Genomic DNA, 22,659 nt, shown 5'->3' on the forward strand with positions numbered 1-22,659 from the left:
GTCCTACCAGGTGACCGCGCCGTGTCAGTGGGACCGGCTTCAGCCGGGAATGGCCAGTTTGTACACCATCAATTCTGCGGTGTGACACCCGACGCCTTCCTGGCTGAAGCCGGTCCCACAAGGACGCGGAGCGTCCAGGGCTGCATGCCCACGCGGAGCGTGGGAACGATCATCATGTGAGGCCAGACGCTTAGGCACTCAACCGCGAGATCACGTCATTCAACCCCACCGACAACACATGCAGATCCTGGCTCGCGGTCTGGGTGCGCTGGACGTTGTCCTGGTTTGTGGTGGCGATGGCGGTGATTTCGGTCAGGTTGCGGGAGATGTCTTCGGCGACTGACGTCTGCTCTTCCGCCGCCGTGGCGATCTGACGGTTCATGTCGCGGATGGCTTCCACGGCGCTGGTAATGCGTTCCAGCGAAGAGCCTGCCAGCGCCACCTGATCCACGCTTTCCTGGCTGCGGGCCTGCCCGCTTTCAATCGCCTGGGCAGCATCGACCGCGCCGGTCTGCACCGAGCTGATGATCTGGTTGATTTCCGCCGTCGACGCCGCCGTGCGCTGGGCCAGCGTGCGCACTTCATCGGCGACCACCGCAAAACCGCGCCCGGCATCGCCGGCACGGGCCGCTTCGATGGCCGCGTTCAGCGCCAGCAGGTTGGTCTGCTCGGCGATGCCGCGAATCACTTCCAGCACCTTGCCGATCCGACCGCTGTCGGTTTCCAGACGACGAATGACGTTGGCGGTGTTGCTGATCTCGGTGCGCATCTGGGTGATGGCGGTGATGGTCGCGCCCATCACCTTGCTGCCTTCCTGGGAACTGCGGTCCGCTTCGTCAGCGGCCTGGGCTGCCTGGGCCGCGTGGCGGGCGACTTCCTGGGCGGTGGCGGACATTTCGGTCATCGCCGTCGCCACCTGGTCGGTGCGCTCGAACTGCTCGTGGGTGCCCTGGGCCATCAGCGCGGCAATCGCTTTCAGCTCGCCGCCGGCACTGTCCAGGTCAGTGGTGCTGCGCTTGAGGCGGGTGAAGGTGTCGGCGAGGAAATCCCGCAGCGTGTTGGCGGCAACGGCCAGACGCCCCAGTTCATCCTGACGGGTGATGTTGACGCGGTCGCTGAATTTGCCCTGACTCAATTGCGCGACGTATTCGATCAGCAGGCGGATCGGGCCGACGATGTTGCGGTTGACCATCCACAGGGTGAGCACACCCACCAGCAGCGCCGAGGCAAGCATGACCAGCGTGCCGATGAGAATGGTCCGGTCAGCCGTGCTGCTGAGGATTTTCGACTGCTCGTCACTCTGCTTGCGCAGGCCATTCACCAGGCCGGTCATCTGCTCGCTGGCGGCACGGTCAACGCCTTTAACAGCTATGTCACCGGCGACCGGATCACCGCCGGCAGCGATGTAAGCGTCACGGCCTTTGCGATAAGCCACACCCAACGTGCGGTGCTCGGTGCGCAGCGCCTCGACCTGGGTTTTGGTGGCCGGATCCAGCCCGTCCATTGCACTCAGGCTGCCGAGGGTGTCCTGCACCTGACGTTCCTGGTCTTCGAATTGCGCCCAGAACTTGTCGCGATCGGCCGCCTGTTTGCCGCGCAGCAGCACGTTCTTCCACTCCTGCACCTGAACCTTGAATTGCAGGTTGGCCTGATCGACCAGTTGCGAGGCGTGCAGCGGCCCTTCAAGCAGACCGCGATAGGCGTGCACGTTGCTGGACAGGAACTGGAAACACGCGAGGGCAATCAGCACGACCAGCACGAGGCTGCCGCTGAGCAGCGCGAGGATCTGCAATCTCAGGGATTTCGACATAGGAGGATCTCAAAAGGGAGGACAACCTGCTCCGAGGATCACCCGGAGTTTTTGCGGCTTGCCACATCCCTGTGCCATCGCGTCGGACCGATCCGAAAACGAGGCGCCTACACAGAGTGATTCGACCCCGCGCAGGTCTTCTTGAAGGTCGGCTCGGCAGATCCGACCAACGGCTGAAAAGCGCCAACGGCAAGGGCTGCAGCCCAGTCAAACGGTGGTCGAGACGTGCTGAACGGGATTCAGATGAGTGCGTACCAGCCAGCAATCACTCGCGCTGACCGAACACCTGGGAGGGTCTGCGCAACACCGGGTCGAAGGGGTTGATTTTCTGGCTGATCGCCGCGGCCTCGCGCTTGAGCATGTCCATCACCGTGGGCATGCGGTCGGCACTGAGGCGGTCGCTGATGGTCGCCACACTTAACGCCGCCACTGCCCGGCCATCACGGTCGAGGATCGGCACCGCCAGACCCGCCATGCCTTCCAGCACACCGGTGTTGCGCGCGGCATAGCCCGTACGCCGCACTGTGTCGATTTCCGAGCGCAGCATCACTTCGTCGTACAGATGGAAATCCCGCAGGCGCGGCAGGTTGTAGCGGATCACGGTCTCGCGTTCGTCTTCCGGCAGAAACGCCAGGATCGCCAGGCTGCCCTGCCCCACGCCCAGCGCCACGCGGCCGCCGATATCGCCGGTGAAGGTGCGGATCGGGTACGGCCCTTCGCTGCGGTCCAGGCACACGGCGTCGAAACCACTGCGGGCGAGCAGAAACAACGAATCCCCCAACGAGGCCGACAGGCGCAGCAAGCTCGGCCGCACCACGTCCCGCAGGTTGCCGGACTGCCCGGCGCGCGCGGCCAGGGCGAAGAATTCCAGGCTCAGGCGGTAACGCTTGCTGCGCAGGTCCTGCTCGACCATGCCTTCGTCCATCAGGCTGCGTAGCAAGCGGTGGGTGGTCGGCTGCGACAGGCCGACCTGTTGAGCCAGTTGCGTCACGCGCTCACTGCCACCGGGACACTTGCCCAGCGCCCGCAGCACGGCAAACAGGCGAGAGACCGCGCCAACGCCCGTATCTTTCTCACCGCTCTTCCGCTCAGTGGAATCCATTTCGCTCTACTCCTCATTTCTTTTCGCTGAATGAATGAATTCAAAAAAACGACTCACTCAATGAAATTGCTCGTTGAGCGCATCCTAGTCTTGGGCCTAGGATCGGTCCACAGGGCGATTTGAATAACAGCGGCAGCCGACACCGATCGAGCGCCAGCGTCCACGGCCACACGCAGCACTTCTCTTCGCATCTGCCCATAAAAAACGCGCGCCGTCGGTGCGCACGAAAAAAGGTGGAACGCAGCCATGGCTTTTCTTCAACTCCAGGCACTGTGCAAGCGCTACGGCCCCATCGATGCCGTTGTGGCCACTGACCTTTCGGTGGAGCAAGGCGAATTCGTCTCCCTGCTCGGCCCCTCCGGCTGCGGCAAAACCACCACCCTGCAAATGATCGCCGGCTTCGTTGATGTCAGCGCCGGACGCATCCTGCTGGATGGCCGCGACATCACCCACGCCAAGCCGGCCAGTCGCGGCCTCGGTGTGGTGTTCCAGTCCTACGCGCTGTTCCCGCACATGACCGTGCGCGACAACGTCGCCTTCGGCCTGAAGATGCGCAAAGTCTCTGCTGCCGACATCGAGCGCCGCGTCTCCCGGGTGCTGGAGCTGGTGCGCCTCACGCCCCATGCCGAACGTTACCCCCGCGAGCTGTCCGGCGGGCAGCGTCAGCGCGTGGCCCTGGCCCGGGCGCTGGTGATCGAGCCGCCGGTATTGCTGCTGGACGAACCGCTGTCCAACCTCGATGCGAATCTGCGCGAAGAGATGCAGTTCGAAATCCGCCGCATCCAGCGCGAAGTCGGCATCACCACCCTGATGGTCACCCACGACCAGGCCGAAGCGCTGTCCATCAGCGACCGCGTCGTGGTCATGCAGGCCGGGCGCATCACCCAGATCGACGAGCCCTACACCCTCTACGAACACCCGCGCACGCGTTTCATCTCCGGCTTCGTCGGCAAGGCCAATCTGCTGCGCGGCGATCGCGATGCCAGCGGCGCGGCCCAGGTCCGTCATCAGCCCGGCGACGGCGAACTGGTGTTGAGCCTGCGCCCGGAGAAAATTGATCTGGTGCCTGCCGGGACCGGTCGCCTGCAAGGTCGCGTGGTCATGCGCTACTTCCTTGGCAGCCAGTGGCTGTACCGGATCGAAACGCCCATCGGCGAAATCACCGTGGTGCGCCGCAACGATGGGGACGCGCCGATGAACGAAGGTTTCGCGGTGGGGCTGGACTGGCCGTCGGACCTGCTGCGGGTGTTGAGCGTCGACGAGGTGCCGGCATGAGTGTGCTGCGCGACACCGGACGCGGGTATCTGCTGTCGGCCCCGGCCCTGGCGCTGTTCTTCGGCCTGCTGGTGCTGCCATTGGCCTTGACGCTGGTACTGTCGTTCAACGTGTTCGACTACGAAGTCGGGGTCAAGGGCGGTGAATGGACCCTGGCCCAGTACGCCAATCTGCTCACCGATTCGTACTTCTACGAGATCTTCCTGCGCACCTTCTGGATCAGCGCCCTGGTGACCCTGCTCTGTGTGGTCATCGGCGTGCCCGAGGCCTACATCCTCAGCCGCATGGGCACCCCGTGGCGGTCGATTTTCCTGATACTGATTCTCACGCCGCTGCTGATTTCGGTGGTGGTGCGGGCGTTTGGCTGGAGCCTGTTGCTGGGCGCCGACGGCTTGATCAATCAGGCGATCCAGGCCCTCGGCGGGCGTCCGATCAAGATGCTGTACACGCCGTTCGCAGTGATTCTGGCGCTGGTCCACGTGATGCTGCCGTTCATGATCATCCCGGTGTGGACCTCGCTGCAGAAACTCGATGCCTCCGCCGAACAGGCCGCGCTGTCCCTCGGCGCCACCCAGGCGCAAGTGATGCGCATGGTGGTGTTGCCCCAGGTGATGCCCGGCGTGCTGTCGGGGACGCTGATCGTCTTCGGCCTGTCCGCCAGTTCGTTTGCCATCCCGGGATTGCTCGGCGGGAGGCGGCTGAAGATGGTCGCCACGGTCGTCTACGACCAATACCTCTCGGAACTCAACTGGCCCATGGGCGCGGCGATTGCCGTGGCGCTGCTGCTGATCAACCTGCTGGTCATGCTGTCGTGGAACCGGCTGGTTGAAGGCCGCTACAAAAAATCCCTGGGGGAATGAGCGATGTCCAAGAACGGTCCTCTGGCCCTGTCGTTTCATGCCCTGGTGGTGGTGTTCATGCTGGCGCCGCTGGTGGTGGTCTGCCTGGTGGCCTTCACCCCGGAAAACACCCTCAGTCTGCCGTGGCACGGTTTTTCCCTGCGCTGGTTCAGGGCGGTATTCGAGCGCGCCGACTTCATTCAGTCGTTCTACAACAGCCTCATTCTCGCGGTGGTCGCGGCCACTCTGGCGACGTTGATTGCCGTGCCGGCGGCCTTGGCGATCACCCGCTACCGCTTTCCCGGCCGCGACTTTCTCAACGGCCTGTTCCTGTCGCCGATCATCATTCCCCATCTGGTGCTGGGGGTGGCGATGCTGCGTCTGTTCGCGCTGATGGGGGTCAACGGCAGTTTCGTCTGGCTAATGTTCGCCCACGTGGTGGTGATCACGCCGTACGTGCTGCGCCTGGTGATCGCCGCCTCCATCGGCATGGACCGCAGCGCCGAGCAGGCTGCCGAATCCCTCGGTGCCAGCCGCTTCACGCTGTTTCGCCTGATCACTCTGCCGATGATCCTGCCCGGCGTGGCCGGTGGCTGGCTGCTGGCGTTCATCAACAGCTTTGACGAGGTCACGCTGTCGATCTTCGTCACCTCGCCCTCGACCCAAACCCTGCCGGTGCGCATGTACGTGTACGCCACCGAATCCATCGACCCGATGATGGCGGCCGTGTCCGCGCTGGTGATTGCGCTGACGGCGGCGACCATGATCATCCTCGATCGGGTGTATGGGCTCGACCGTGTGCTGGTGGGGAGGCACTGATGACTCTTTCATCCATTGACATCTGTCTCAGGGAGCGCGCGCCATGGCATTGCTGAAACGACTGGCCGAACGCGACCGCGCCGTGGTCGCCTTCACCCTCGACGGCCAGCCGGCCAGTGGTTTGCAGGGCGATACCTTGCTCACGGCGGTGCTGACGGCTGAGGATTCATTACGCGGCAGCGACTTCAGCGGCGAACCGCGCGCCGGTTTCTGCCTGATGGGCGCGTGCCAGGACTGCTGGGTGAAACTGGGCGACGGCCGACGGGTGCGGGCTTGCTCGACGCTGCTGGAAGCCGGCGTGTGCGTGAGTCGTGAACCGGGGCGCAACCAATGAGTGCGCCAACCCTTCAGGCCATGAACACCGTCATCGTCGGCGCCGGGCCGGCCGGAATTCGCGCCGCGCAGACACTGCTCGCCCACGGCCTGCGCCCTTGTCTGCTGGATGAAAGCCTGCGTGGCGGCGGTCAGGTCTATCGTCGCCAGCCGGAGAACTTCAAGCGCTCGGCCAAGGCGCTGTACGGTTTCGAAGCAGGCAAAGCCGTGTCGGTTCACGCCACCCTCGATCAGTTGCAGACCGAAATCGACTACCGCCCCGAGACGCTAGTGTGGAACGCCGAAGCACGCACCCTCGACACCCTGCGCAATGGCCGCACGGCGCAGGTGCCGTTCAAGCATTTGATCGTGGCCACCGGCGCCACCGACCGCATCTTGCCGGTGCCGGGCTGGACCCTACCCGGCGTCTACAGCCTCGGCGCAGCGCAGATCGCGCTGAAGTTTCAGGGTTGCGCCATCGGTCACCGCGTGGTCTTTGCTGGCAGCGGGCCACTGTTGTATCTGGTGGCGTATCAGTACGCCAAGGCCGGTGCGACGGTGGCGGCGGTGCTCGACAGCTCGCCCTTTTCCGCTCAGACCCGCGCCCTGCCCGCGCTGCTCGGGCAACCGTCGACGCTGGCCAAAGGGCTTTATTACCGCGCCTGGCTGACGGCCCACGGAATCCCGGTGCATCAGGGCGTTAATCTGCACGACATTCAGGGCGAGCGGCGGGTCAGCGGGGTCAGCTGGCAACAGGGCAATCAGCGGAAAAACCTCGCCTGTGACGCCGTCGCCTTCGCCCATGCCCTGCGCAGCGAAACCCAACTGGCCGATCTACTCGGCTGCGAATTCGCCTGGAGTCCGTTGAATCGCGCCTGGCTGCCCACCCGCGACGCCGCCGGCCGCAGCAGCGTCGAGGGGGTTTATCTGGCCGGGGATGGGGCCGGGATCATGGGCGCCGACGCTGCGGAAATGGCCGGCGAGCTGGCGGCGCTGACCTTGCTCGGCGACATCGGTTACCGCATCGACCGCGCCCGCAGCATCGAATTGCAGCGGCAACTGGAAACCATCCAGCGGTTTCGCCAGGGACTGGAAACGGCGTTCCCCTTCCCCGAAGACTGGGCGGCCAAGGCGCCGGACAGCCTGACGGTGTGTCGCTGCGAGGAAGTCAGCGCTGGCGACATCCGTCAGACCGTGGCCGAGGGTCACTGGGAGATCAACCGGGTCAAGGCCATGTGCCGGGTCGGCATGGGCCGCTGCCAGGGGCGCATGTGTGGACTGGCCGCGACGGAAATCGTCGCTCAGGCGTCGGGGCGCGACATCGCCAGCGTCGGACGATTGCGCGGGCAGGCGCCTATCAAGCCGCTGCCGTTTGGCGTGGAGGCAGAACAATGAGCCAGCCCGTTGAAGTGGATGCGGTGATTATTGGCGGCGGGATCGTCGGCGCCTCGGCGGCGCTGTTTCTCGCCCTGAGCGGCAAACGCGTGGCGCTGCTGGAGCGGGACTTTTTCGGCTCTCACTCAAGCGGCGTCAATTATGGCGGCGTGCGCCGTCAGGGCCGGCCGTTGTCGCAGCTGCCGCTGTCCCGGCGCGCCCACGAAATCTGGGGGGACCTGCGCGCATTCATCGGCACTGACGGCGAATACGTGCGCTCCGGGCATCTCAAGCTGGCCCGCAGTGACAAGGACATGGCCGCGCTGGTTGCGTATGAAGAGGCGTCGCGCGGGTTCGGAATGGAGCTGCAGTTGCTCGATCACGGCCAGTTGCGCGCGCGCTTCCCCTGGGCGGGCGATGTGGCGGTGGGCGCTTCGTTGTGCGCCGAGGACGGCCATGCCAATCCGCGCCTCGTCTCCCCCGCGTTTGCCGCTGCCGCACGCCGCGCCGGTGCGCAGACGTTCGAGCAGGCCCAAGTCAGCGAGGTCAGCCATGACGGGCAGTCTTTTCGGGTGAGGACCGCCAGCGGTCTAAGCTTTCGCGCCCCGTGGCTGCTCAATTGCGCCGGTGCCTGGGCGGCTCAACTGGCGCAGCAGTTCGGCGAGCCGGTGCCGATGCGCGCGGGCCACCCGGCGATGCTGGTGACCGAACCGCTGCCGATGTTCATGGACGTCAGCACCGGCGTTGAGGGCGGCGGGATCTATGCGCGACAGGTGGCGCGGGGTAATTGCGTGCTGGGCGGCGGTCAGGGATTTCCGCTGGACCCGGCCACCGCGCGGCCGGGTCAGGCGGCGATTCTGGAGATCCTGCGCAACGCCGTTCAACTGTATCCGCCGCTGGCCGGTGCTCAGGCCATTCGCACCTGGAGCGGCACCGAAGGGTATCTGCCCGACCGCGAACCGGTGCTGGGGGCCAGTTCGACCCAACCCGGTCTGCTGCACGGCTTCGGATTCGCCGGATCGGGCTTTCAGATTGGCCCGGCGGCGGGCGAGGCCTTGGCGCAGATAGTCTGCGTCGGGGCGTCGAACATCGAGCTGAGCCCGTTCTCGATCACACGCTTTCAATCGCAACCGCACACTTCATCGCCCGCCATCGTCGTGCCGTCCGGCACCGATAACGTCATTCCATTGCTCAGAGGAAGGTCGAACCCATGACTCACATGAAACGTGTTGCCATAACCTGCTTGTCTTGCCTGCCGCTTGCCGTGTTGCTTGCTTCGATGCCCGCACAGGCCGAACCGACGCTGTACCTGGGCATGAACGGCGGCACCATGGAGCGCTTGTACGCCGACAATGTGCTGCCCGCGTTCGAGAAGGCCAACAACGTCAAGGTGGTGATCGTGCCGGGCACGTCCTCGGACATCCTCGCCAAGGCCCAGGCCAGCAAGGACAACCCGCAAATGCACGTGATGTTCCTCGACGACGGCATCATGTACCGGGCCATTTCCATGGGTCTGTGCGGCAAGCTGAACCCGAGCGCGAGCCTGGCGGACATTCCGGCCAAGGGCAAGATCAAGGAAGAAGCGGTGGCCGTGAGCCTGGGTGTCACCGGGCTGGCGTACAACACCAAGATGTTCAAGGACAACGGCTGGAGCGCGCCGACGTCCTGGGCCGACATGGCGGACCCTAAATACAAGGAGAAGCTGGTGTTTCAGTCGCTGGCCTCCTCCACTTTCGGGCTGCACGGTTTTCTGATGTTCAACCGGCTGCAGGGTGGCAACGAAACCAACGTCGAGCCGGGTTTCAAGGCATGGCCGAAGACGGTGGGCCCGAACGTGCTGGAGTACATCGCCAGCTCGGCGAAGATCTCGGAGATGGTTCAGACCGGCGAAGCGGCGCTGTTCCCGCTGACGCCGACCCAGGTGACCGCGCTCAAGCTCAAGGGCGTGCCGGTGGAATACGCGCCGCCGAAGGAAGGCGGCGTGGTCTTGAACGTGGCCGAATGCACCATCGCCAACAACGACCAGCCGGAACTGGCGCAGAAGCTTGCGGCGTTCCTGCTGACCCCGGAAGCCCAGGCGCCGGCCCTGGAGATGGGCGACCAGATCCCGTCCAACCCGAAAACCCCGACCACCGACAAGACCCGTGGCCAGGTGGAAGCCATGAACAAATACCTGGAAACCGCCGTGACCATTGATTGGGATCAGGTCAACCAGGTCCGCCCGGAATGGAACGCCCGCTGGAGCCGCTCGATCGAGCGGTAGGTGCTCTTTATGCGGGACCGGCTTCAGCCGGGAAGACGTCGGAGGCCATACCGCAAAATGGATGGCGTACACACTGGCCTATTCCCGGCTAAAGCCAGTCCCACTAATCGACCGCGATCCGATAGTAGGAAATCGACCGCGATCCCATAGTGGGACCGGCTTTAGCCGGTCTCAGACCCGGAACGCCGCAAATCACACCACATATGCACCTTCGAGACATACCGCTCACCCACCGCCACCGCATACGGCTCGACCCCGAACGCCTCAAATCCCATCCGCTCATACAAGCCCTGCGCGCCGCGGTTGCCGTCGGTCACCGTCAACTGGACGAGCAACAGCTGCGGCAGGCTCCGCGCATAGGCCAACACCCTGCCAACCAGGTCATGTCCGATGCCTTTTCCCCGATGGGCGTGGGGAACGTACATCCCGAACAGCGTGGATTTGTGGCGAGCTTTCTTTCTGGTTTCAATGGAAAGGCCGGCAACCCCCAGCAGTCTCCCTGCTTCAACAGCGCCGAACACCACCTCTGTCGCCTCAGGCCCGACCACGAGCCGTTTCTCCCACCAACTGATCGGCAAGGCTTCGCGCTCACCGACGTCGGACGTGAACGCATCAGGATGCAGGGCATAGGCTTCAAGCATCAGGGCTCGGTAAGCCGAGGCATATTCCGGGGTCAGTCGCTGAATGGTCGTGGTCATCGAAGTCACACTGCAGGGTCGAGCGCTGATTATGGGTCCCAGCCCGCGTGACGACTATCGCCGGGGCGCAGAATCAACCAACGCCCTCTCCCGTCGTACCCGTTAGTTCATGCATCAACGTGCACCTGACGGCAAAACACTGGGTTTTCACGCCAGCTATTGCAAAAACCCTGCTCATCGCTGCAACCTCCACGGTTTGTGCGGCTCAGACTATTTCGCGACAGGTAAAATCGCGCACCGTGGGCGCGTCAGTTCGAGGGAGATTTCCATGCGTTTCAGATCATTCATCCAGTGTCTCGCTGTTGTGCCCCTGGCGCTGCTGATGGCAGGGACGGCCGTCGCCAGCGAAGAAACGCAACTGATCCAGTCAATCAATACCTATCGCAGCCAGGCCCAGCCCTGCGCCAATGTGGCGTCGACCGAGCTGCCGCCGCTGAACAGCGACCCGCGCCTGAACCTGCCCGCCAGTGGCACGGTGGATCTGCAGCCGATGCTGGCCCGGGCGTCGTATCCGATGGTCAGCGTCCAGGCCATCACCCTCTCGGGCCCGCGCGACGCGCAAGCGGCCATGGCGGCGATTCAGGAAAGTTTTTGTCAGGTGGTGCTCAATCCGCAGTTCGTCGACATCGGCGTCAGCCGCAACGACAGAGACTGGCGCATCGTGCTGGCGCGTCCACTGCTGGCGGGCGGACTGGGTAACGCGCAGGCCGAGGGCCAGAAACTGCTGGGGCTGATCAATGAAGCGCGCAAGCAACCACAGCAATGCGGCACTCAGTCGTTTTCCGCTGCTGCCCCGCTGGTGTGGAACGACACGTTGATGAGCGCAGCCGAAAGCCACTCGCGCTCCATGGCCAACAACAACTATTTTGATCACAAGGGTCGCAACGGCGGGACGCCGGGGGACCGTGCGGAGCTGGCCGGGTATATCGGCCAGCAGATCGGCGAGAACATTGCCGCCGGGCAGGACAATGCGCGCAAGGTGGTCGAAGGCTGGCTCGCCAGCCCCGGCCACTGCGCCAACCTCATGAACCCGCAGTTTCATGACCTCGGCGCTGCCTACGCCACCGACCCGAAGAGCGACGCCGGCATTTACTGGACGGCGCTGTTCGGGGTGCAGTAACGCGGGTCGCTAGTGCGAGCCGCCTTAGCAAGCGGCTCTGCGATCAGAGGCCGTCAGCGGCGTGCAACGTGCGCAGTTCAACGTCCGCCGCGCTTTTCTTCTGCCAGACCGGCCAGTATTCAACCCGCTTCGACTCGACCGAGGTCTTGTTGCTCTCGAACCAGCTCAGGGATTTAGGCGAGTTGGTCATCAGCTTGGTGTCGGCGATCCAGTCCTTGAAATCGCTGGACTGCGAGCTGTATTCCGCTTTCGGATCGCGGGCGACCGGCCATGGCGAGAAGCGTGCTTTCCACATGCCCATGCGCGGGATGACCATCGAATAGTAGGTCTTGCCCGGGGCCAGGTCGGCTTCCAGGAAGTCCGCCGCTTCGGAGACCACCATGAAGGTGTGGTGGCCCGGCGTCGTCGGGTACGCCACCTTGGTGCCGTTGGCCAGAATGCCGATGAACTGGGTCTTGCCGCCGGTCACGTCATACACGGACGCATCAATGGCCTTGGCCATGAACGCGCTGCGCATGAAGACGACCTGTGCGCCGTCCTGAGGGCTGGCTTCGATGACTGGGTTGTCGGCAGGTTTCATCATGGACGAACAGCCGGTCAGCACCAGTGTGCCAACCAACGCCAGAATGTGGGTAATGCGCATTTACAGCTCCTTGGGAAAAATATCCGGCCCGAAAACGGATCGGGCCCGGGGCTGTATCGGCGCTGACACATTTCTCTTGAATGAAAAAAACACCGCGAGGGCCCTGGAACGGGCGTCCCAAGGCGCCCTGATCAACGCACAGGCCGATTATCCCGCCTGAATCGCCGACGCGGGAACCTGCCCGTCACTCACGTTCGCCTCGGTGTAATGCCGCCGGTGCGCCAGTGCCTCACCCTGTTCATCGAACAGATGGCAACGGTGGCCCTGCACACCGACGCGCAGCAATTGCCCCGCCTTGACCGCCGACATTCCCTCGCCCTTGACCATCAGATCATGGCCATCGTCGGTCTGCGCGTGGGTAAACGTCTCCCCTCCCAGATGCTCGACCATCAGGGTTTTTACCGGAATTTGCGCATCGCCCTCGCCCCGATCCGACAGATGCTCGGGCCGCAGGCCCAGGGTCAACGGGTCGCCCGCTTTCACCTGCTCGCCCGTCACCGGAACCCACAACAGCGCGCCACCCGGCAGGCTGACCTGGACGCCTTCGACACTGACGGCCACCGCCGTGACCGGTAGAAAACTCATCTGCGGCGAGCCGATAAAGCCGGCAACGAAACGGTTGCGCGGATGGTGATACAGCTCCAGAGGCGAACCCACCTGTTCGATACAACCCTTGTTGAGCACAACGATTTTGTCGGCCAGGGTCATGGCTTCGACCTGGTCATGGGTGACGTAAACCATGGTTGCCTGGAGGTCGGCATGAAGCTTGGCGATCTCGATACGCATCTGCACGCGCAGGGAGGCATCTAGGTTGGAAAGGGGTTCGTCAAACAGAAAGACTTCCGGCTCATGGACGATGGCCCGGCCAATGGCGACGCGCTGACGCTGGCCGCCAGACAATGCCTTGGGCTTGCGGTCGAGCAGCGGTTCGAGCTGCAGGATGCGCGCGGCGTTGCGCACCTTGGCTTCGATCTGGTCTTTGGGGGTCTTTTGCATCTTCAGCCCGAAGGCGATGTTGTCGTAGACCGACATGTGCGGGTACAGCGCGTAGGACTGGAACACCATGGCCACGCCGCGATCGGCCGGCTCCAGGTAGGTCACATCGCGAGCGCCGATGCGAATCTGACCCTGGGTGATGCTCTCCAGGCCCGCGATACAGCGCAGCAGGGTTGACTTGCCGCACCCCGAAGGCCCGACGAACACCACGAACTCGCGGCTCTCGATACTCAGGTGGATGTCATGCAAGACCTTGATCTCGCCATAGGCCTTCTCGACGCCACTCAAACTGAGCTCAGTCAAAATCGTATCCCCTGAATTATTGTTGTTTGGGCATTTTTCACGGCAACGGCGCGCTGATTTGACAGCAATGCATTTTGTCCTACGATCATTTGTAATTCGTAAATTACAAATGTCAAGGAACTCGCCCGAACCGGATCAACTGCCCCGTAGATCCACCTATATGCACCGTTGAATACATGTCCCCGCGTAACCCTCACCCACAACAATAATGAGGTCACGTAAATGAAGAAGCTGGTTTGGAATGCCCTCGCCCTGTCGATTGCGCTGGGTTCCGGCGCCGCACAGGCCTGGACGCTGGAAGAGGCCGCCGCGCCGTACAAGGGCACCGAAATCAAGGCGATTTTCCTCGACCGTCCCGGTTACGCCGCCATCAAACTGCTGCCGGAGTTCGAAAAGAAAACCGGCATCAAGGTCAGCTACGAAACCATCCCCTACGAGAATAGCCGCGAACGCGAGGTGCTGAGCTTCACGTCCGGCGAGCAGCTCGACGTCGTGCTGACGGACGTGGTGTGGATCGGCGAATTCGCCGGCAACGGCTGGCTTGAACCGGTCACCACGTTCACCCAGGACGCGAAGCTCGCCGACCCGGACCTCAAGCTGGAAGGCTTCTTCCCGATCCTGCTGGAGTCGTTCGGCAGCTGGGACAAACAGACCTACGGCCTGCCCTTCGATAACTACTCCGGGCTGCTGTTCTACAACAAGTGCATGCTGAAAGAAGCCGGCTTCGACAAACCGCCGGCCACGTGGGACGAGTTGCTCAAGGACTACGCGCCCAAACTCACCGACAAGACCAAGGATCGCTACGCCTACGCCCTGCAGTCGCGGCGCGGTGAAACGCAATCGGCGGACAGCTTCATGCGTTTCCTCTGGCCGTTCGGTGGCTCACTGCTGGACGATAAATTCAAATCCAACCTCAATTCCAAGGCGTCCCAGCAAGGGCTGCAATTTCGTCAGGACCTGATGAAATACATGCCGCCGGGCATCGTCGATTACGACCACAACGAAGCGGTCAACGCCCTCGCCCAAGGCAAAGTGGCGATGATCACCGAATGGTCGGCGTTCTACGGCACCCTGGCCGACCCGACCAAATCCAGGATCACCGACTGCCTGGCCGTGGCCACCGAGCCCAAAGGCCCGGCCGGTCTGAAGCCGGCCCTGGGCGGGTTCTCCCTGGGGGTAAACGCCAAGTCCGACGACAAGCAGAAAGCCGCGGCGTGGCTGTTCATTCAGTGGGTCACCTCCGAAGCCATGGCCAAGCCGTACCTGGACGCCGGTGGCGTGAGCGGGCGGATGTCGGTGTACAAGGACGCCGACGTGCAGAAGAAATACCCGTTTGTGCAGCCGATGGTGACCTCGTGGGAAGGCGGCGTGCCTGATTACCGCCCCCGCTTCCCGCAATGGCCGGAGATTTCCGAAGTGGTCGGCGAAAACGGCACGGCGATCATGCTCGGCAAAACCAGCGTGGAGGCCGGGGCCAAGGCGATTGGCAGCAGGATGGAGGAGATCCTGAAGAAGGCAGGGTATTACGACGGCAAGGTCAAATTGCTGAAGTGACGGTTTGACCACACTCCCGTAGGAGCCGGTTTGCTGGCGAATGGAAAATGTCTGACACCTCTGCGGTGAATGGCACAGCGTATTCACCAGCAAGCTGACTCCCACAGGGGTTCAGCGTAATGCCGTGAGAGGCCGCACCTTCGAGATCCAACACATGCCGAACAAGAAAAAACCACCCTTCCCGACCCTGTGGAACAATACCCGCGCGGCCCTTGCCTTTCTCGCGCCGGCCACCGTTGCCCTGGCGCTGATCGGCATCTTTCCGACGGTGTTCGCGCTGGTCAACTCGTTCCGCCAGTACAACCTGGCCCGGCCAAAAGACGCGACGCCTTTCATCGGCTTCGACAACTACCTCAACGTGCTCAACGACGCTTCGTTCTGGGCCGCACTGGGCCGAACCGGGCTGTTTCTGATCACCGTGGTGCCAATCCAGCTGGCACTTGGGCTGATCATCGCGCTGCTGCTGCACAAGCCCGGCCTGTCCGGTTTCAAACTGCTGGCGCGCATGAGCCTGGTCATCCCGCTGGCCACCGCGCCCGCCGTGGCCGGGCTGATCGGCCGGCTGATCTTCAACCGCGATTTCGGCGTGGCCAACGCCCTGCTCTCAGTGGTCAATGCCGGGCCGGTCGAATGGCTGGGCGACACCACCAACGCGTTCATTGCCGTGGCGCTGATGGACATCTGGCAATGGACGCCCTTCTGCGCGCTGGTACTGCTGGCCGGGCTGACCATGGTGCCCAATGAAATCGAAGAGGCTGCGCGCCTGGAAACCCGCAGCCGCTGGCAGATCGTGCGCTACGTGCAGTTGCCGTTTCTGCTGCCCAGCGCGACGGTGATTCTGATTCTGCGCACCGCTGACATCCTCAAGATGTTCGACACCGTGTTCACCATGACCCGCGGCGGGCCGGGTGCGGCCACCGAACTGGTCAGCGTGTACATCCAGCGCATCGGCTTTCGGGTGTTCGATCAGGGCGTCGCGTCGGCGCAGGCGATCCTCATGCTGATCCTGACCATCGTGCTGGCCCGTCTTTACATCAAATTCGTTTACCGGGAGATCTGACATGGCCACCGTTGCGACTGCGAAAAACCCGGCCACCCCCGCCCGGGTTCGCCCACGGGCGAGCGTCAATGCCTGGCATCTGGTCGGTCTTCTGGCGATCTTCCTGTTCGCGGTGTTTCCGTTCTACTGGATGGTCGCCACCAGCCTCAAGACCCAGGCCGAAGCCCTCGCCTCGCCACCGATCTGGGCCTTCACACCGCACCTGGATAACTACGTAAAAGTGCTGTTCGAGCGCGATGTGCTGCACAGCCTCGGCAACTCGCTGATCGTCGCGGTCTGCACCACGGTGCTCGCCGTCGGCCTCGGTACGCCGGCGGCTTACGCCCTGGCGCGGTTCGAATTCAAGGGCAAGGAAGACCTGTGGTTCTGGTTCATCACCAACCGCATGCTCAGCCCCATCGTCGTGGCACTGCCGATCTTTCTGATGGCGCGCAACATGGGCCTGATCGACACCCATCTGGTGCTGATCCTGATCTACCTGACCTTCAACCTGCCCATCGTCGTGTGGATCTGCACGGACCAGTTTCGCGGCGTGCCGAAGGATCTGGACGAAGCCGCGCGGCTGTCGGGCGCGTCACGCTTCACCATCTTCTGGCGCATCGCCCTGCCCCTGGCGATGCCGGGGGTGGCGGTGTCGGCGATCTTCTCGTTCATCTTTTCCTGGAACGAGCTGCTCTATGCCCTGGTGCTGACGCGCAACACGGCCCGCACCGCGCCGGTGACCGCCACCAGTTTCATGAGCGGCTACGACTTGCCCTGGGGCGAGATCATGGCCACCGGCACGCTGATCGTGTTCCCGGTGATCATTTTCGCGTTGATGGTATCCAGGCATCTGGTACAAGGGCTGACCATGGGCGCCGTGAAATAGACTCCCCGCTTTACCGGCCACAGTAAGGACACCGCCGTGCAGAACCTTTACCCGGACACCCCCTTCGCCACCGAACCGGTGAACGCCGAGGATCAGCTCAATATCCGCATCGCCTGGTCCTATTACGTCAACAGCATGACCCAGCAGCAGATCGCCGACCGGCTGGGCATCACCCGCGTTCGGGTCAACAAGGCCCTGGCGACCTGCCGCGAAACCGGCGTGGTGCAGATTCGCATCACCTCGCCGCTGGCGGCCTGCATCGAACTGGAAGAGCGTCTGCAGGACCGCTTCGGCCTGCGCCGCGTCACCGTCGTGCCCTCGCCCGACGATCCGTCGAGCATCTTCCGCGTGCTGGGCGTCGGCATTGCGCCGAGCATCGAGGAATACCTCACCGACGGCAGCATCGTCGCCGTGGGTTGGGGCCGCACCCTGCGCCAGGCGGTGCGCGAACTGTCGGCGCGGGCGCTGCCGAACCTGACCGTGCTGTCGCTGCTCGGCGGCCTGCATTACGGCTCGGCCAACAACACGGTGGAAATCGCCTCGAGTTTTGCCGGGCTGTTCGGCGGCTCCTGGTACTACCTCGCCGCGCCGGTGTTCGCACCTTCGGAGCAATACCGCGACATGTACCTCGAAGAAGCCTCGGTGCAGGCCGTGCTCGGCAAGGCGCGGCAGGCCGACCTGGCCTTGCTCACCGTCGGTGATTTGAGCGAGCGTTCGCTGATGCTGGAACTGGGGCTGGTCGACGATGAGGACGCGCGCTCACTGCGTGCCGCCGGTGCCGTGGGCGATCTGCTCGGCCGCTGGCTGGACCGCGACGGCATCGAAGTCAATCACCCGCTGAACCGCCGCGCCGTCTCCCTGTACCTCGAAGACCTGCGACGGATCAAGAAGGTCGTGCTGGTCTCCGGCGGGCCGTACAAGGCCGACATCATTCGCGCAGTGCTGCTGCGCAATTTCGTCCACGAACTGGTCATCGACGAAAGCGCGGCGCGGCAACTGCTCGATCAGGACGAATAAATCCCCCTTCTGGAGCGATCGCGATGGCCCATCACGACTTTGGCGGCAAGCGGATTCTGGTCACTGGCGCAGGCAAGGGTATTGGCCGGGAAACCGTGCAGTGGCTGAAGCGCTGCGGTGCAGAGGTGATCGCCATGGGACGCAATCCGGAGGATCTGGCCTATTGCGCGCACTCAGCGGTGGCGGACCTCGCTGACGTCAGCGCCACCCGCGCAGCCGTGGCCTCGGTGCTGCCCATCGACTTGTTGGTCAACTGTGCGGGGGTGGTCGAGCTGGAGTCGTTTCTCGACACGTCGGTCGAGACTTTCGACCACCTGATGGCGGTCAACACCCGGGCTCCCATGGTCGTGGCGCAAATTGTCGCCCGCGACCTGATCGCTCGCGGCGTGCCGGGCGCCATCGTTAACGTCTCAAGCCTGGCGGCAGCGGTGGGCACCCGGGATCATCTGGCGTATTGCGCGTCGAAAGCGGCGCTGGATGCCATGACCCGAGTGATGGCCGTTGAGCTAGGCCCCTACGGCATTCGGGTCAACAGTGTGAATCCGGTGGTGACACTGACGCCGATGGCAGACAAGGCCTGGAGCGACCCGGTCAAGGCCGGCGCGATGCTGTCGCGGATTCCCCTGGGCCGCTTCGTTCAGCCCGGGGAAATCGCCGCGACCATCGCCTTTTTACTCAGCGACGACGCCGGCATGATCAACGGCGTGACCCTGACCGTGGACGGCGGTTTCAGCGCGGGTTGATGCCCGCGCCCAAGGCCAGACTCAGCCCCACAAGGTGCGGCCGAAGAACGTCAGCGCGCGGTCCATGGCCAGTTGCGCCCAGACCGGATCGTATTGCGTGCCCGGAATCCGGCCAGGGCCGACGGCTTCTTCGTTGGCGAAGGCGTGGTGGGCCAGGTAGCGGTGGAATTCCAGGTCGACGCCGCCTTCGCTGAGTTTGGCTTCCAGCTGATCGACGCCGTCCGCCGGGAAGAATTCATCCTGAGTGCCCCAGTGCGCCTGCACCGGCACCTTGATCGCCGCAGGGTCGAGGAATTCCAGCGGCGGCATGCCGTAGAAGACCACGCCGGCGGACAGCTCGGGGATGAAGTTGAGTGCCAGTAGAGTCAGCGCGCCGCCCATGCAGAAGCCGGTGACGCCGACCTTCTGGCTGTGTCCCTTGAGGTATTGCACGGCGCCGCGGATGTCCTGGGTGGCGGCATCGGCGAAGTCGAGTTTGTCCATGAGGTGATGGGCTTCTTCTTCCTCGACCGTCATTTCGCCACGGTACAGATCCGGCACCAGCGCCAGATAACCGGACGCCGCAAGACGATCGGCCACGCCACGGATCTGGTCGTTGAGGCCCCACCATTCCTGAATCACCACCACGGCGGGTGCGCCTTCGGTCTTGGCCGGGCTGGCCAGGTAGCCACTCAACTCTTTGCCGTCCGGACGTTTGAACGTGATGGTCTTGCCCGTTGCCTGTGTCGATGCTTGAGTCATGGGGTTCTCCGGATAGAAATTCAGTTGGATTAACAGCGTAAGACGACTGACCGTCAGTTCTACGGCAGCAACACGACGGTGAACAGCGTGACCCACGTGAAATTACTGACAGGTTCGGCGTGAACCCCGTTCAACCGTTTTGCAGATCCGTGCCCATGGCAGCGCCGGTCATGTCTCGACGACGCTCGTCACGTGGGGCCGATCGATGCTCGCGCAACTGCTTTTTCAGGGTGGCCGCCGAAGGCGCGTAGAGAAAGCCGAACGACACGCTGTTGCGTCGGCCTTTCACCGCGTGGTGCATCAAGTGCGCGTGGTAGAGGCGTTTGAGGTAGCGACTGCGCGGCCGTGGGCGTGCCGGCCAATGGCGATGGACCATGCCGTCGTGAACCAGCACGTAGATCAGGCCGAACGCTGCAACCCCGGCGCCCACCCATTGCAGCGGGTCATGGCCGTGGTTGCCGGCAACGATCAGCGCGACCGCCAGCATGCCCAGGGCCAGCAGATAGAGGTCGTTGGTTTCAAAGGCGCCGAGCTGTTCTTCGTGGTGGGACTTGTGCAGGAACCAGCCCCAGCCGTGCATGACGTACTTGTGCGCGAGAAACCCGACCCCTTCCATGGCGGCAAGGGTGAGGAGAAAAATCGTGAAGTTGAAGATCATAGCGTCGGGAAGGCCGATGGGTCTGGACGTCGACGTGCAGCATACCGGGGTCACGGGAAATTTCCAGATTCGCGCTCACAACGTTTGCTTTCCTGACCAACCGATGTAAAAAATGGCCCCATGGGTGAGCGTCCCGGACGTTCACTGTATTCGTGCCCTGCCCCCTCGCGGCGGCCGGCACCGCTTTCAAGGAATCAAGCATGGCTCCAAGACACGTCATCAACGCTTCGGTCAGCCCCAAGGGCAGCCTGGAAACACTCTCGCAACGTGAAGTCCAGCAACTCAGCGCCGCAGGCTCCGGCAGCATCTATACCCTTTTCCGCCAGTGCGCCCTGGCCATTCTCAACACCGGCGCCCATGTCGATAACGCCAAAACCATCCTCGAGGCCTACCAGGACTTCGAAGTGCGCATCCACCAGCAGGACCGTGGCGTGCGCCTCGAACTGCTGAACGCCCCGGCCGACGCCTTCGTCGACGGCGAGATGATCGCCAGCACCCGGGAAATGCTGTTCAGCGCCCTGCGCGACATCGTCTACACCGAGAGCGAGCTCGACAGCCAGCGCATCGACCTGAGCAGCTCCCAGGGCATCACCGATTACGTTTTCCACCTGCTGCGCAACGCCCGCACCCTGCGCCCCGGCGTCGAACCGAAGATGGTGGTGTGCTGGGGCGGCCACTCGATCAACACCGAAGAATACAAATACACCAAGAAAGTCGGCCATGAGCTGGGCCTGCGCAAGCTGGACATCTGCACCGGCTGTGGCCCTGGCGTGATGAAAGGCCCGATGAAGGGCGCGACCATTGCCCACGCCAAGCAACGCATCACCGGCGGCCGTTACCTGGGCCTGACCGAGCCGGGCATCATCGCGGCCGAAGCGCCGAACCCGATCGTCAACGAGCTGGTGATCCTGCCGGACATCGAAAAGCGCCTGGAAGCCTTCGTCCGTGTCGGCCACGGCATCATCATTTTCCCGGGCGGCGCCGGCACGGCAGAGGAATTCCTCTACCTGCTCGGCATCCTCATGCACCCGGACAACCAGGACCTGCCGTTCCCGGTCATTCTCACCGGCCCGAAAAGCACGGCGCCGTATCTGGAGCAGCTGCACGCGTTCGTCGGCGCGACACTGGGCGACGCCGCGCACAAGCATTACCAGATCATCATCGACGACCCGTCTGAAGTGGCGCGGCAAATGACCCTGGGCCTTGCGTCGGTGCGCCAGTTCCGCCGCGACCGCGCCGACGCGTTCCACTTCAACTGGCTGCTGAAGATCGAAGAGAGCTTCCAGCGTCCGTTCGACCCGACCCACGCCAACATGGCCAGCCTGCAACTGCGCCGCGACCTGCCGCCCCACGAACTGGCGGCCAACCTGCGCCGGGCGTTTTCCGGGATCGTGGCGGGCAACGTCAAGGACAAGGGCATTCGCCTGATCGAGGAACACGGCCCGTACGAAATCCACGGCGACGCGGAAGTGATGCAGCCGCTGGACAAGCTGTTGCAGGCCTTCGTCGAGCAGCACCGGATGAAACTGCCGGGCGGCGCGGCGTATGTGCCGTGTTATCGAGTGGTGTCCTGACTCAGTTGACGCGAGCTCTCTGACATCCGGCGATCTGCCACGCTGTCTGGAATAAACGCAGTTCCTGTGGGGCGAGCTTGCTCGCGAAGAGGCCCGCTCAGCCAACTCATCTCTGGCGGCTGTGTAGCCGCCTTCGCGAGCAAGGTGGAGCGCCACCCCGGTCGCTCCCACAGGTATTTCGTTCGCTGCAGAACACCGTTGTGCCTGGAAGACTTATTTCCACACCTGCATCTCCCCGAAATTCCGGAACCCACCCATGATCCACATCCGCCCCATGACCGCCGATGACTTCGCGCTCTTCTGGCCCACCTTTCAGGCTGTCGTTCTGGCGCAGGAAACCTACGCCTACGCCCCCGACCTGAGCGTCGAGCAAGCCCGGCACCTGTGGCTGGAATACCCGCTGCACACGCTGATCGCCGAAGAAGACGGCATATTGCTGGGCAGCTATTACCTCAAGGCCAACGCGGCCGGCCCCGGCAGCCATGTCAGCAACTGCGGCTACATGGTCACTCCGGCCGCGCGCGGTCGTGGCGTCGCGCGCCTGATGTGCGAGCACTCCCAGCAACTGGCACTGGACAGCGGCTTCTCGGCCATGCAGTTCAACTCCGTGGTCGCCACCAACGACGTCGCCGTCGCGCTCTGGCAGAAACTCGGTTTTGAGATCGTCGGCCGTCTGCCCCGCGCTTACCGCCATGCCCGGCTCGGGCTGGTGGATTGTCTGGTGATGTACAAATGGCTGGCGGACATGCCGGCCTCACGCAAAGCCAAAAGCCCGTTGCTGATCGGGCGCAAGAACATCGAATCGGTGATTTCCCGCCCCCGGCGCAAGCCCTCTGACGGACCTGCCTGATCTTTTCGTAAATCGGGAACCACCTGCCTGCCTGACGCCA

The 22,659-nt window shown here is 63.4% G+C and carries 22 protein-coding genes; 15 read left to right on the top strand and 7 right to left on the bottom strand.

Annotation, left to right across the window (positions count from 1 at the left end):
* Positions 1 to 190: 190 nt before the first annotated feature.
* Complete coding sequence (locus IFT47_RS05040; protein ID WP_192171914.1) at positions 191 to 1,810, bottom strand: methyl-accepting chemotaxis protein; 1,620 nt, start codon at positions 1,808 to 1,810, stop codon at positions 191 to 193.
* 265 nt (positions 1,811 to 2,075) lie between these two features.
* On the bottom strand, positions 2,076 to 2,912 hold the full coding sequence (locus IFT47_RS05045) for an IclR family transcriptional regulator (protein ID WP_192171915.1): 837 nt from the start codon (positions 2,910 to 2,912) through the stop codon (positions 2,076 to 2,078).
* A 246-nt stretch (positions 2,913 to 3,158) separates the two neighbouring features.
* Between IFT47_RS05045 and IFT47_RS05050 the strand changes: the two genes are divergently transcribed.
* From IFT47_RS05050 to IFT47_RS05080, 7 genes are read left to right on the top strand one after another with little or no spacing between them, the layout of a single operon-like run.
* The gene (locus tag IFT47_RS05050; RefSeq protein ID WP_192171916.1) at positions 3,159 to 4,187 is read left to right on the top strand and encodes an ABC transporter ATP-binding protein; all 1,029 of its coding nucleotides are present in this window, start codon (positions 3,159 to 3,161) and stop codon (positions 4,185 to 4,187) included.
* Positions 4,184 to 5,047, top strand: a complete 864-nt coding sequence (locus tag IFT47_RS05055) for an ABC transporter permease (RefSeq protein WP_192171917.1) — start codon at positions 4,184 to 4,186, stop codon at positions 5,045 to 5,047. The genes IFT47_RS05050 and IFT47_RS05055 overlap by 4 nt, the downstream gene beginning before the upstream one ends.
* Positions 5,048 to 5,050: 3 nt before the next feature.
* The gene (locus tag IFT47_RS05060) at positions 5,051 to 5,845 is read left to right on the top strand and encodes an ABC transporter permease (protein ID WP_037010374.1); all 795 of its coding nucleotides are present in this window, start codon (positions 5,051 to 5,053) and stop codon (positions 5,843 to 5,845) included.
* 43 nt (positions 5,846 to 5,888) lie between these two features.
* A complete protein-coding gene (locus IFT47_RS05065; protein WP_192171918.1) occupies positions 5,889 to 6,179 on the top strand; it encodes a (2Fe-2S)-binding protein in 291 nt (96 codons plus the stop codon).
* Complete coding sequence (locus IFT47_RS05070) at positions 6,176 to 7,552, top strand: FAD/NAD(P)-dependent oxidoreductase (RefSeq protein WP_244655880.1); 1,377 nt, start codon at positions 6,176 to 6,178, stop codon at positions 7,550 to 7,552. Before IFT47_RS05065 ends, IFT47_RS05070 begins: the two co-directional genes overlap by 4 nt.
* Complete coding sequence (locus tag IFT47_RS05075) at positions 7,549 to 8,745, top strand: NAD(P)/FAD-dependent oxidoreductase (RefSeq protein ID WP_192171919.1); 1,197 nt, start codon at positions 7,549 to 7,551, stop codon at positions 8,743 to 8,745. Before IFT47_RS05070 ends, IFT47_RS05075 begins: the two co-directional genes overlap by 4 nt.
* A complete protein-coding gene (locus IFT47_RS05080; protein ID WP_192171920.1) occupies positions 8,742 to 9,794 on the top strand; it encodes an ABC transporter substrate-binding protein in 1,053 nt (350 codons plus the stop codon). Before IFT47_RS05075 ends, IFT47_RS05080 begins: the two co-directional genes overlap by 4 nt.
* A 161-nt stretch (positions 9,795 to 9,955) precedes the next feature.
* Here IFT47_RS05080 and IFT47_RS05085 read toward each other — a convergent pair whose 3' ends face one another.
* Complete coding sequence (locus IFT47_RS05085; RefSeq protein ID WP_192171921.1) at positions 9,956 to 10,492, bottom strand: GNAT family N-acetyltransferase; 537 nt, start codon at positions 10,490 to 10,492, stop codon at positions 9,956 to 9,958.
* Between the two features lie 322 nt (positions 10,493 to 10,814).
* Here IFT47_RS05085 and IFT47_RS05090 point away from each other — a divergent pair, with 322 nt between their 5' ends.
* Positions 10,815 to 11,612 carry a CAP domain-containing protein gene (locus IFT47_RS05090; RefSeq protein ID WP_407073224.1) on the top strand — a complete coding sequence of 266 codons (798 nt, stop codon included), beginning with the start codon at positions 10,815 to 10,817 and terminating at the stop codon, positions 11,610 to 11,612.
* Positions 11,613 to 11,655: 43 nt separating this feature from the next.
* Here IFT47_RS05090 and IFT47_RS05095 read toward each other — a convergent pair whose 3' ends face one another.
* On the bottom strand, positions 11,656 to 12,255 hold the full coding sequence (locus tag IFT47_RS05095) for a hypothetical protein (RefSeq protein ID WP_192171923.1): 600 nt from the start codon (positions 12,253 to 12,255) through the stop codon (positions 11,656 to 11,658).
* 147 nt (positions 12,256 to 12,402) lie between these two features.
* On the bottom strand, positions 12,403 to 13,554 hold the full coding sequence (locus IFT47_RS05100) for an ABC transporter ATP-binding protein (protein ID WP_192171924.1): 1,152 nt from the start codon (positions 13,552 to 13,554) through the stop codon (positions 12,403 to 12,405).
* Between the two features lie 222 nt (positions 13,555 to 13,776).
* On the opposite strand from IFT47_RS05100, the gene IFT47_RS05105 reads away from it, so the two are divergent.
* The 5 genes from IFT47_RS05105 to IFT47_RS05125 all read left to right on the top strand — a co-directional run bounded on the left by IFT47_RS05105 (position 13,777) and on the right by IFT47_RS05125 (position 18,796).
* Entirely contained in the window at positions 13,777 to 15,108 is a 1,332-nt protein-coding gene (locus IFT47_RS05105; protein WP_192171925.1) for an ABC transporter substrate-binding protein, read from the top strand.
* A 154-nt stretch (positions 15,109 to 15,262) separates the two neighbouring features.
* Entirely contained in the window at positions 15,263 to 16,168 is a 906-nt protein-coding gene (locus tag IFT47_RS05110) for a carbohydrate ABC transporter permease (protein ID WP_192171926.1), read from the top strand.
* Position 16,169: 1 nt separating this feature from the next.
* Complete coding sequence (locus IFT47_RS05115) at positions 16,170 to 17,036, top strand: carbohydrate ABC transporter permease (RefSeq protein WP_192171927.1); 867 nt, start codon at positions 16,170 to 16,172, stop codon at positions 17,034 to 17,036.
* Positions 17,037 to 17,072: 36 nt separating this feature from the next.
* Positions 17,073 to 18,053, top strand: coding sequence for a sugar-binding domain-containing protein (locus IFT47_RS05120; protein WP_192171928.1), 981 nt, complete (start codon positions 17,073 to 17,075; stop codon positions 18,051 to 18,053).
* Positions 18,054 to 18,076: 23 nt separating this feature from the next.
* Positions 18,077 to 18,796, top strand: a complete 720-nt coding sequence (locus tag IFT47_RS05125) for an SDR family oxidoreductase (protein ID WP_192171929.1) — start codon at positions 18,077 to 18,079, stop codon at positions 18,794 to 18,796.
* A gap of 21 nt (positions 18,797 to 18,817) precedes the next feature.
* On the opposite strand, the gene IFT47_RS05130 is transcribed toward IFT47_RS05125, so the two are convergent.
* Together IFT47_RS05130 and IFT47_RS05135 are read right to left on the bottom strand one after the other, a co-directional pair.
* Positions 18,818 to 19,537, bottom strand: coding sequence for a dienelactone hydrolase family protein (locus IFT47_RS05130; RefSeq protein ID WP_192171930.1), 720 nt, complete (start codon positions 19,535 to 19,537; stop codon positions 18,818 to 18,820).
* A gap of 130 nt (positions 19,538 to 19,667) precedes the next feature.
* Complete coding sequence (locus IFT47_RS05135) at positions 19,668 to 20,195, bottom strand: sterol desaturase family protein (protein ID WP_192172278.1); 528 nt, start codon at positions 20,193 to 20,195, stop codon at positions 19,668 to 19,670.
* 200 nt (positions 20,196 to 20,395) lie between these two features.
* Between IFT47_RS05135 and ppnN the strand changes: the two genes are divergently transcribed.
* Positions 20,396 to 21,769: a nucleotide 5'-monophosphate nucleosidase PpnN gene (ppnN, locus tag IFT47_RS05140; protein ID WP_172612611.1), complete on the top strand. Its 1,374-nt coding sequence runs from the start codon at positions 20,396 to 20,398 to the stop codon at positions 21,767 to 21,769.
* A 256-nt stretch (positions 21,770 to 22,025) separates the two neighbouring features.
* Entirely contained in the window at positions 22,026 to 22,619 is a 594-nt protein-coding gene (locus tag IFT47_RS05145) for a GNAT family N-acetyltransferase (protein WP_192171931.1), read from the top strand.
* Positions 22,620 to 22,659: the final 40 nt, after the last annotated feature.

This window comes from Pseudomonas sp. CFBP 13711, from assembly GCF_014842265.1.
Taxonomy (GTDB): Bacteria; Pseudomonadota; Gammaproteobacteria; order Pseudomonadales; family Pseudomonadaceae; genus Aquipseudomonas.

Excerpts from the sequence above, each read along its gene's own strand:
- IFT47_RS05040 (WP_192171914.1), bottom strand. The coding sequence starts at position 1,810 with ATGTCGAAATCCCTGAGATTGCAGATCCTCGCGCTGCTCAGCGGCAGC.
- IFT47_RS05045 (WP_192171915.1), bottom strand. The coding sequence starts at position 2,912 with ATGGATTCCACTGAGCGGAAGAGCGGTGAGAAAGATACGGGCGTTGGC.
- IFT47_RS05050 (WP_192171916.1), top strand. The coding sequence starts at position 3,159 with ATGGCTTTTCTTCAACTCCAGGCACTGTGCAAGCGCTACGGCCCCATC.
- IFT47_RS05055 (WP_192171917.1), top strand. The coding sequence starts at position 4,184 with ATGAGTGTGCTGCGCGACACCGGACGCGGGTATCTGCTGTCGGCCCCG.
- IFT47_RS05060 (WP_037010374.1), top strand. The coding sequence starts at position 5,051 with ATGTCCAAGAACGGTCCTCTGGCCCTGTCGTTTCATGCCCTGGTGGTG.
- IFT47_RS05065 (WP_192171918.1), top strand. The coding sequence starts at position 5,889 with ATGGCATTGCTGAAACGACTGGCCGAACGCGACCGCGCCGTGGTCGCC.
- IFT47_RS05070 (WP_244655880.1), top strand. The coding sequence starts at position 6,176 with ATGAGTGCGCCAACCCTTCAGGCCATGAACACCGTCATCGTCGGCGCC.
- IFT47_RS05075 (WP_192171919.1), top strand. The coding sequence starts at position 7,549 with ATGAGCCAGCCCGTTGAAGTGGATGCGGTGATTATTGGCGGCGGGATC.
- IFT47_RS05080 (WP_192171920.1), top strand. The coding sequence starts at position 8,742 with ATGACTCACATGAAACGTGTTGCCATAACCTGCTTGTCTTGCCTGCCG.
- IFT47_RS05085 (WP_192171921.1), bottom strand. The coding sequence starts at position 10,492 with ATGACCACGACCATTCAGCGACTGACCCCGGAATATGCCTCGGCTTAC.
- IFT47_RS05090 (WP_407073224.1), top strand. The coding sequence starts at position 10,815 with ATGGCAGGGACGGCCGTCGCCAGCGAAGAAACGCAACTGATCCAGTCA.
- IFT47_RS05095 (WP_192171923.1), bottom strand. The coding sequence starts at position 12,255 with ATGCGCATTACCCACATTCTGGCGTTGGTTGGCACACTGGTGCTGACC.
- IFT47_RS05105 (WP_192171925.1), top strand. The coding sequence starts at position 13,777 with ATGAAGAAGCTGGTTTGGAATGCCCTCGCCCTGTCGATTGCGCTGGGT.
- IFT47_RS05110 (WP_192171926.1), top strand. The coding sequence starts at position 15,263 with ATGCCGAACAAGAAAAAACCACCCTTCCCGACCCTGTGGAACAATACC.
- IFT47_RS05115 (WP_192171927.1), top strand. The coding sequence starts at position 16,170 with ATGGCCACCGTTGCGACTGCGAAAAACCCGGCCACCCCCGCCCGGGTT.
- IFT47_RS05125 (WP_192171929.1), top strand. The coding sequence starts at position 18,077 with ATGGCCCATCACGACTTTGGCGGCAAGCGGATTCTGGTCACTGGCGCA.
- IFT47_RS05130 (WP_192171930.1), bottom strand. The coding sequence starts at position 19,537 with ATGACTCAAGCATCGACACAGGCAACGGGCAAGACCATCACGTTCAAA.
- IFT47_RS05135 (WP_192172278.1), bottom strand. The coding sequence starts at position 20,195 with ATGATCTTCAACTTCACGATTTTTCTCCTCACCCTTGCCGCCATGGAA.
- ppnN (WP_172612611.1), top strand. The coding sequence starts at position 20,396 with ATGGCTCCAAGACACGTCATCAACGCTTCGGTCAGCCCCAAGGGCAGC.
- IFT47_RS05145 (WP_192171931.1), top strand. The coding sequence starts at position 22,026 with ATGATCCACATCCGCCCCATGACCGCCGATGACTTCGCGCTCTTCTGG.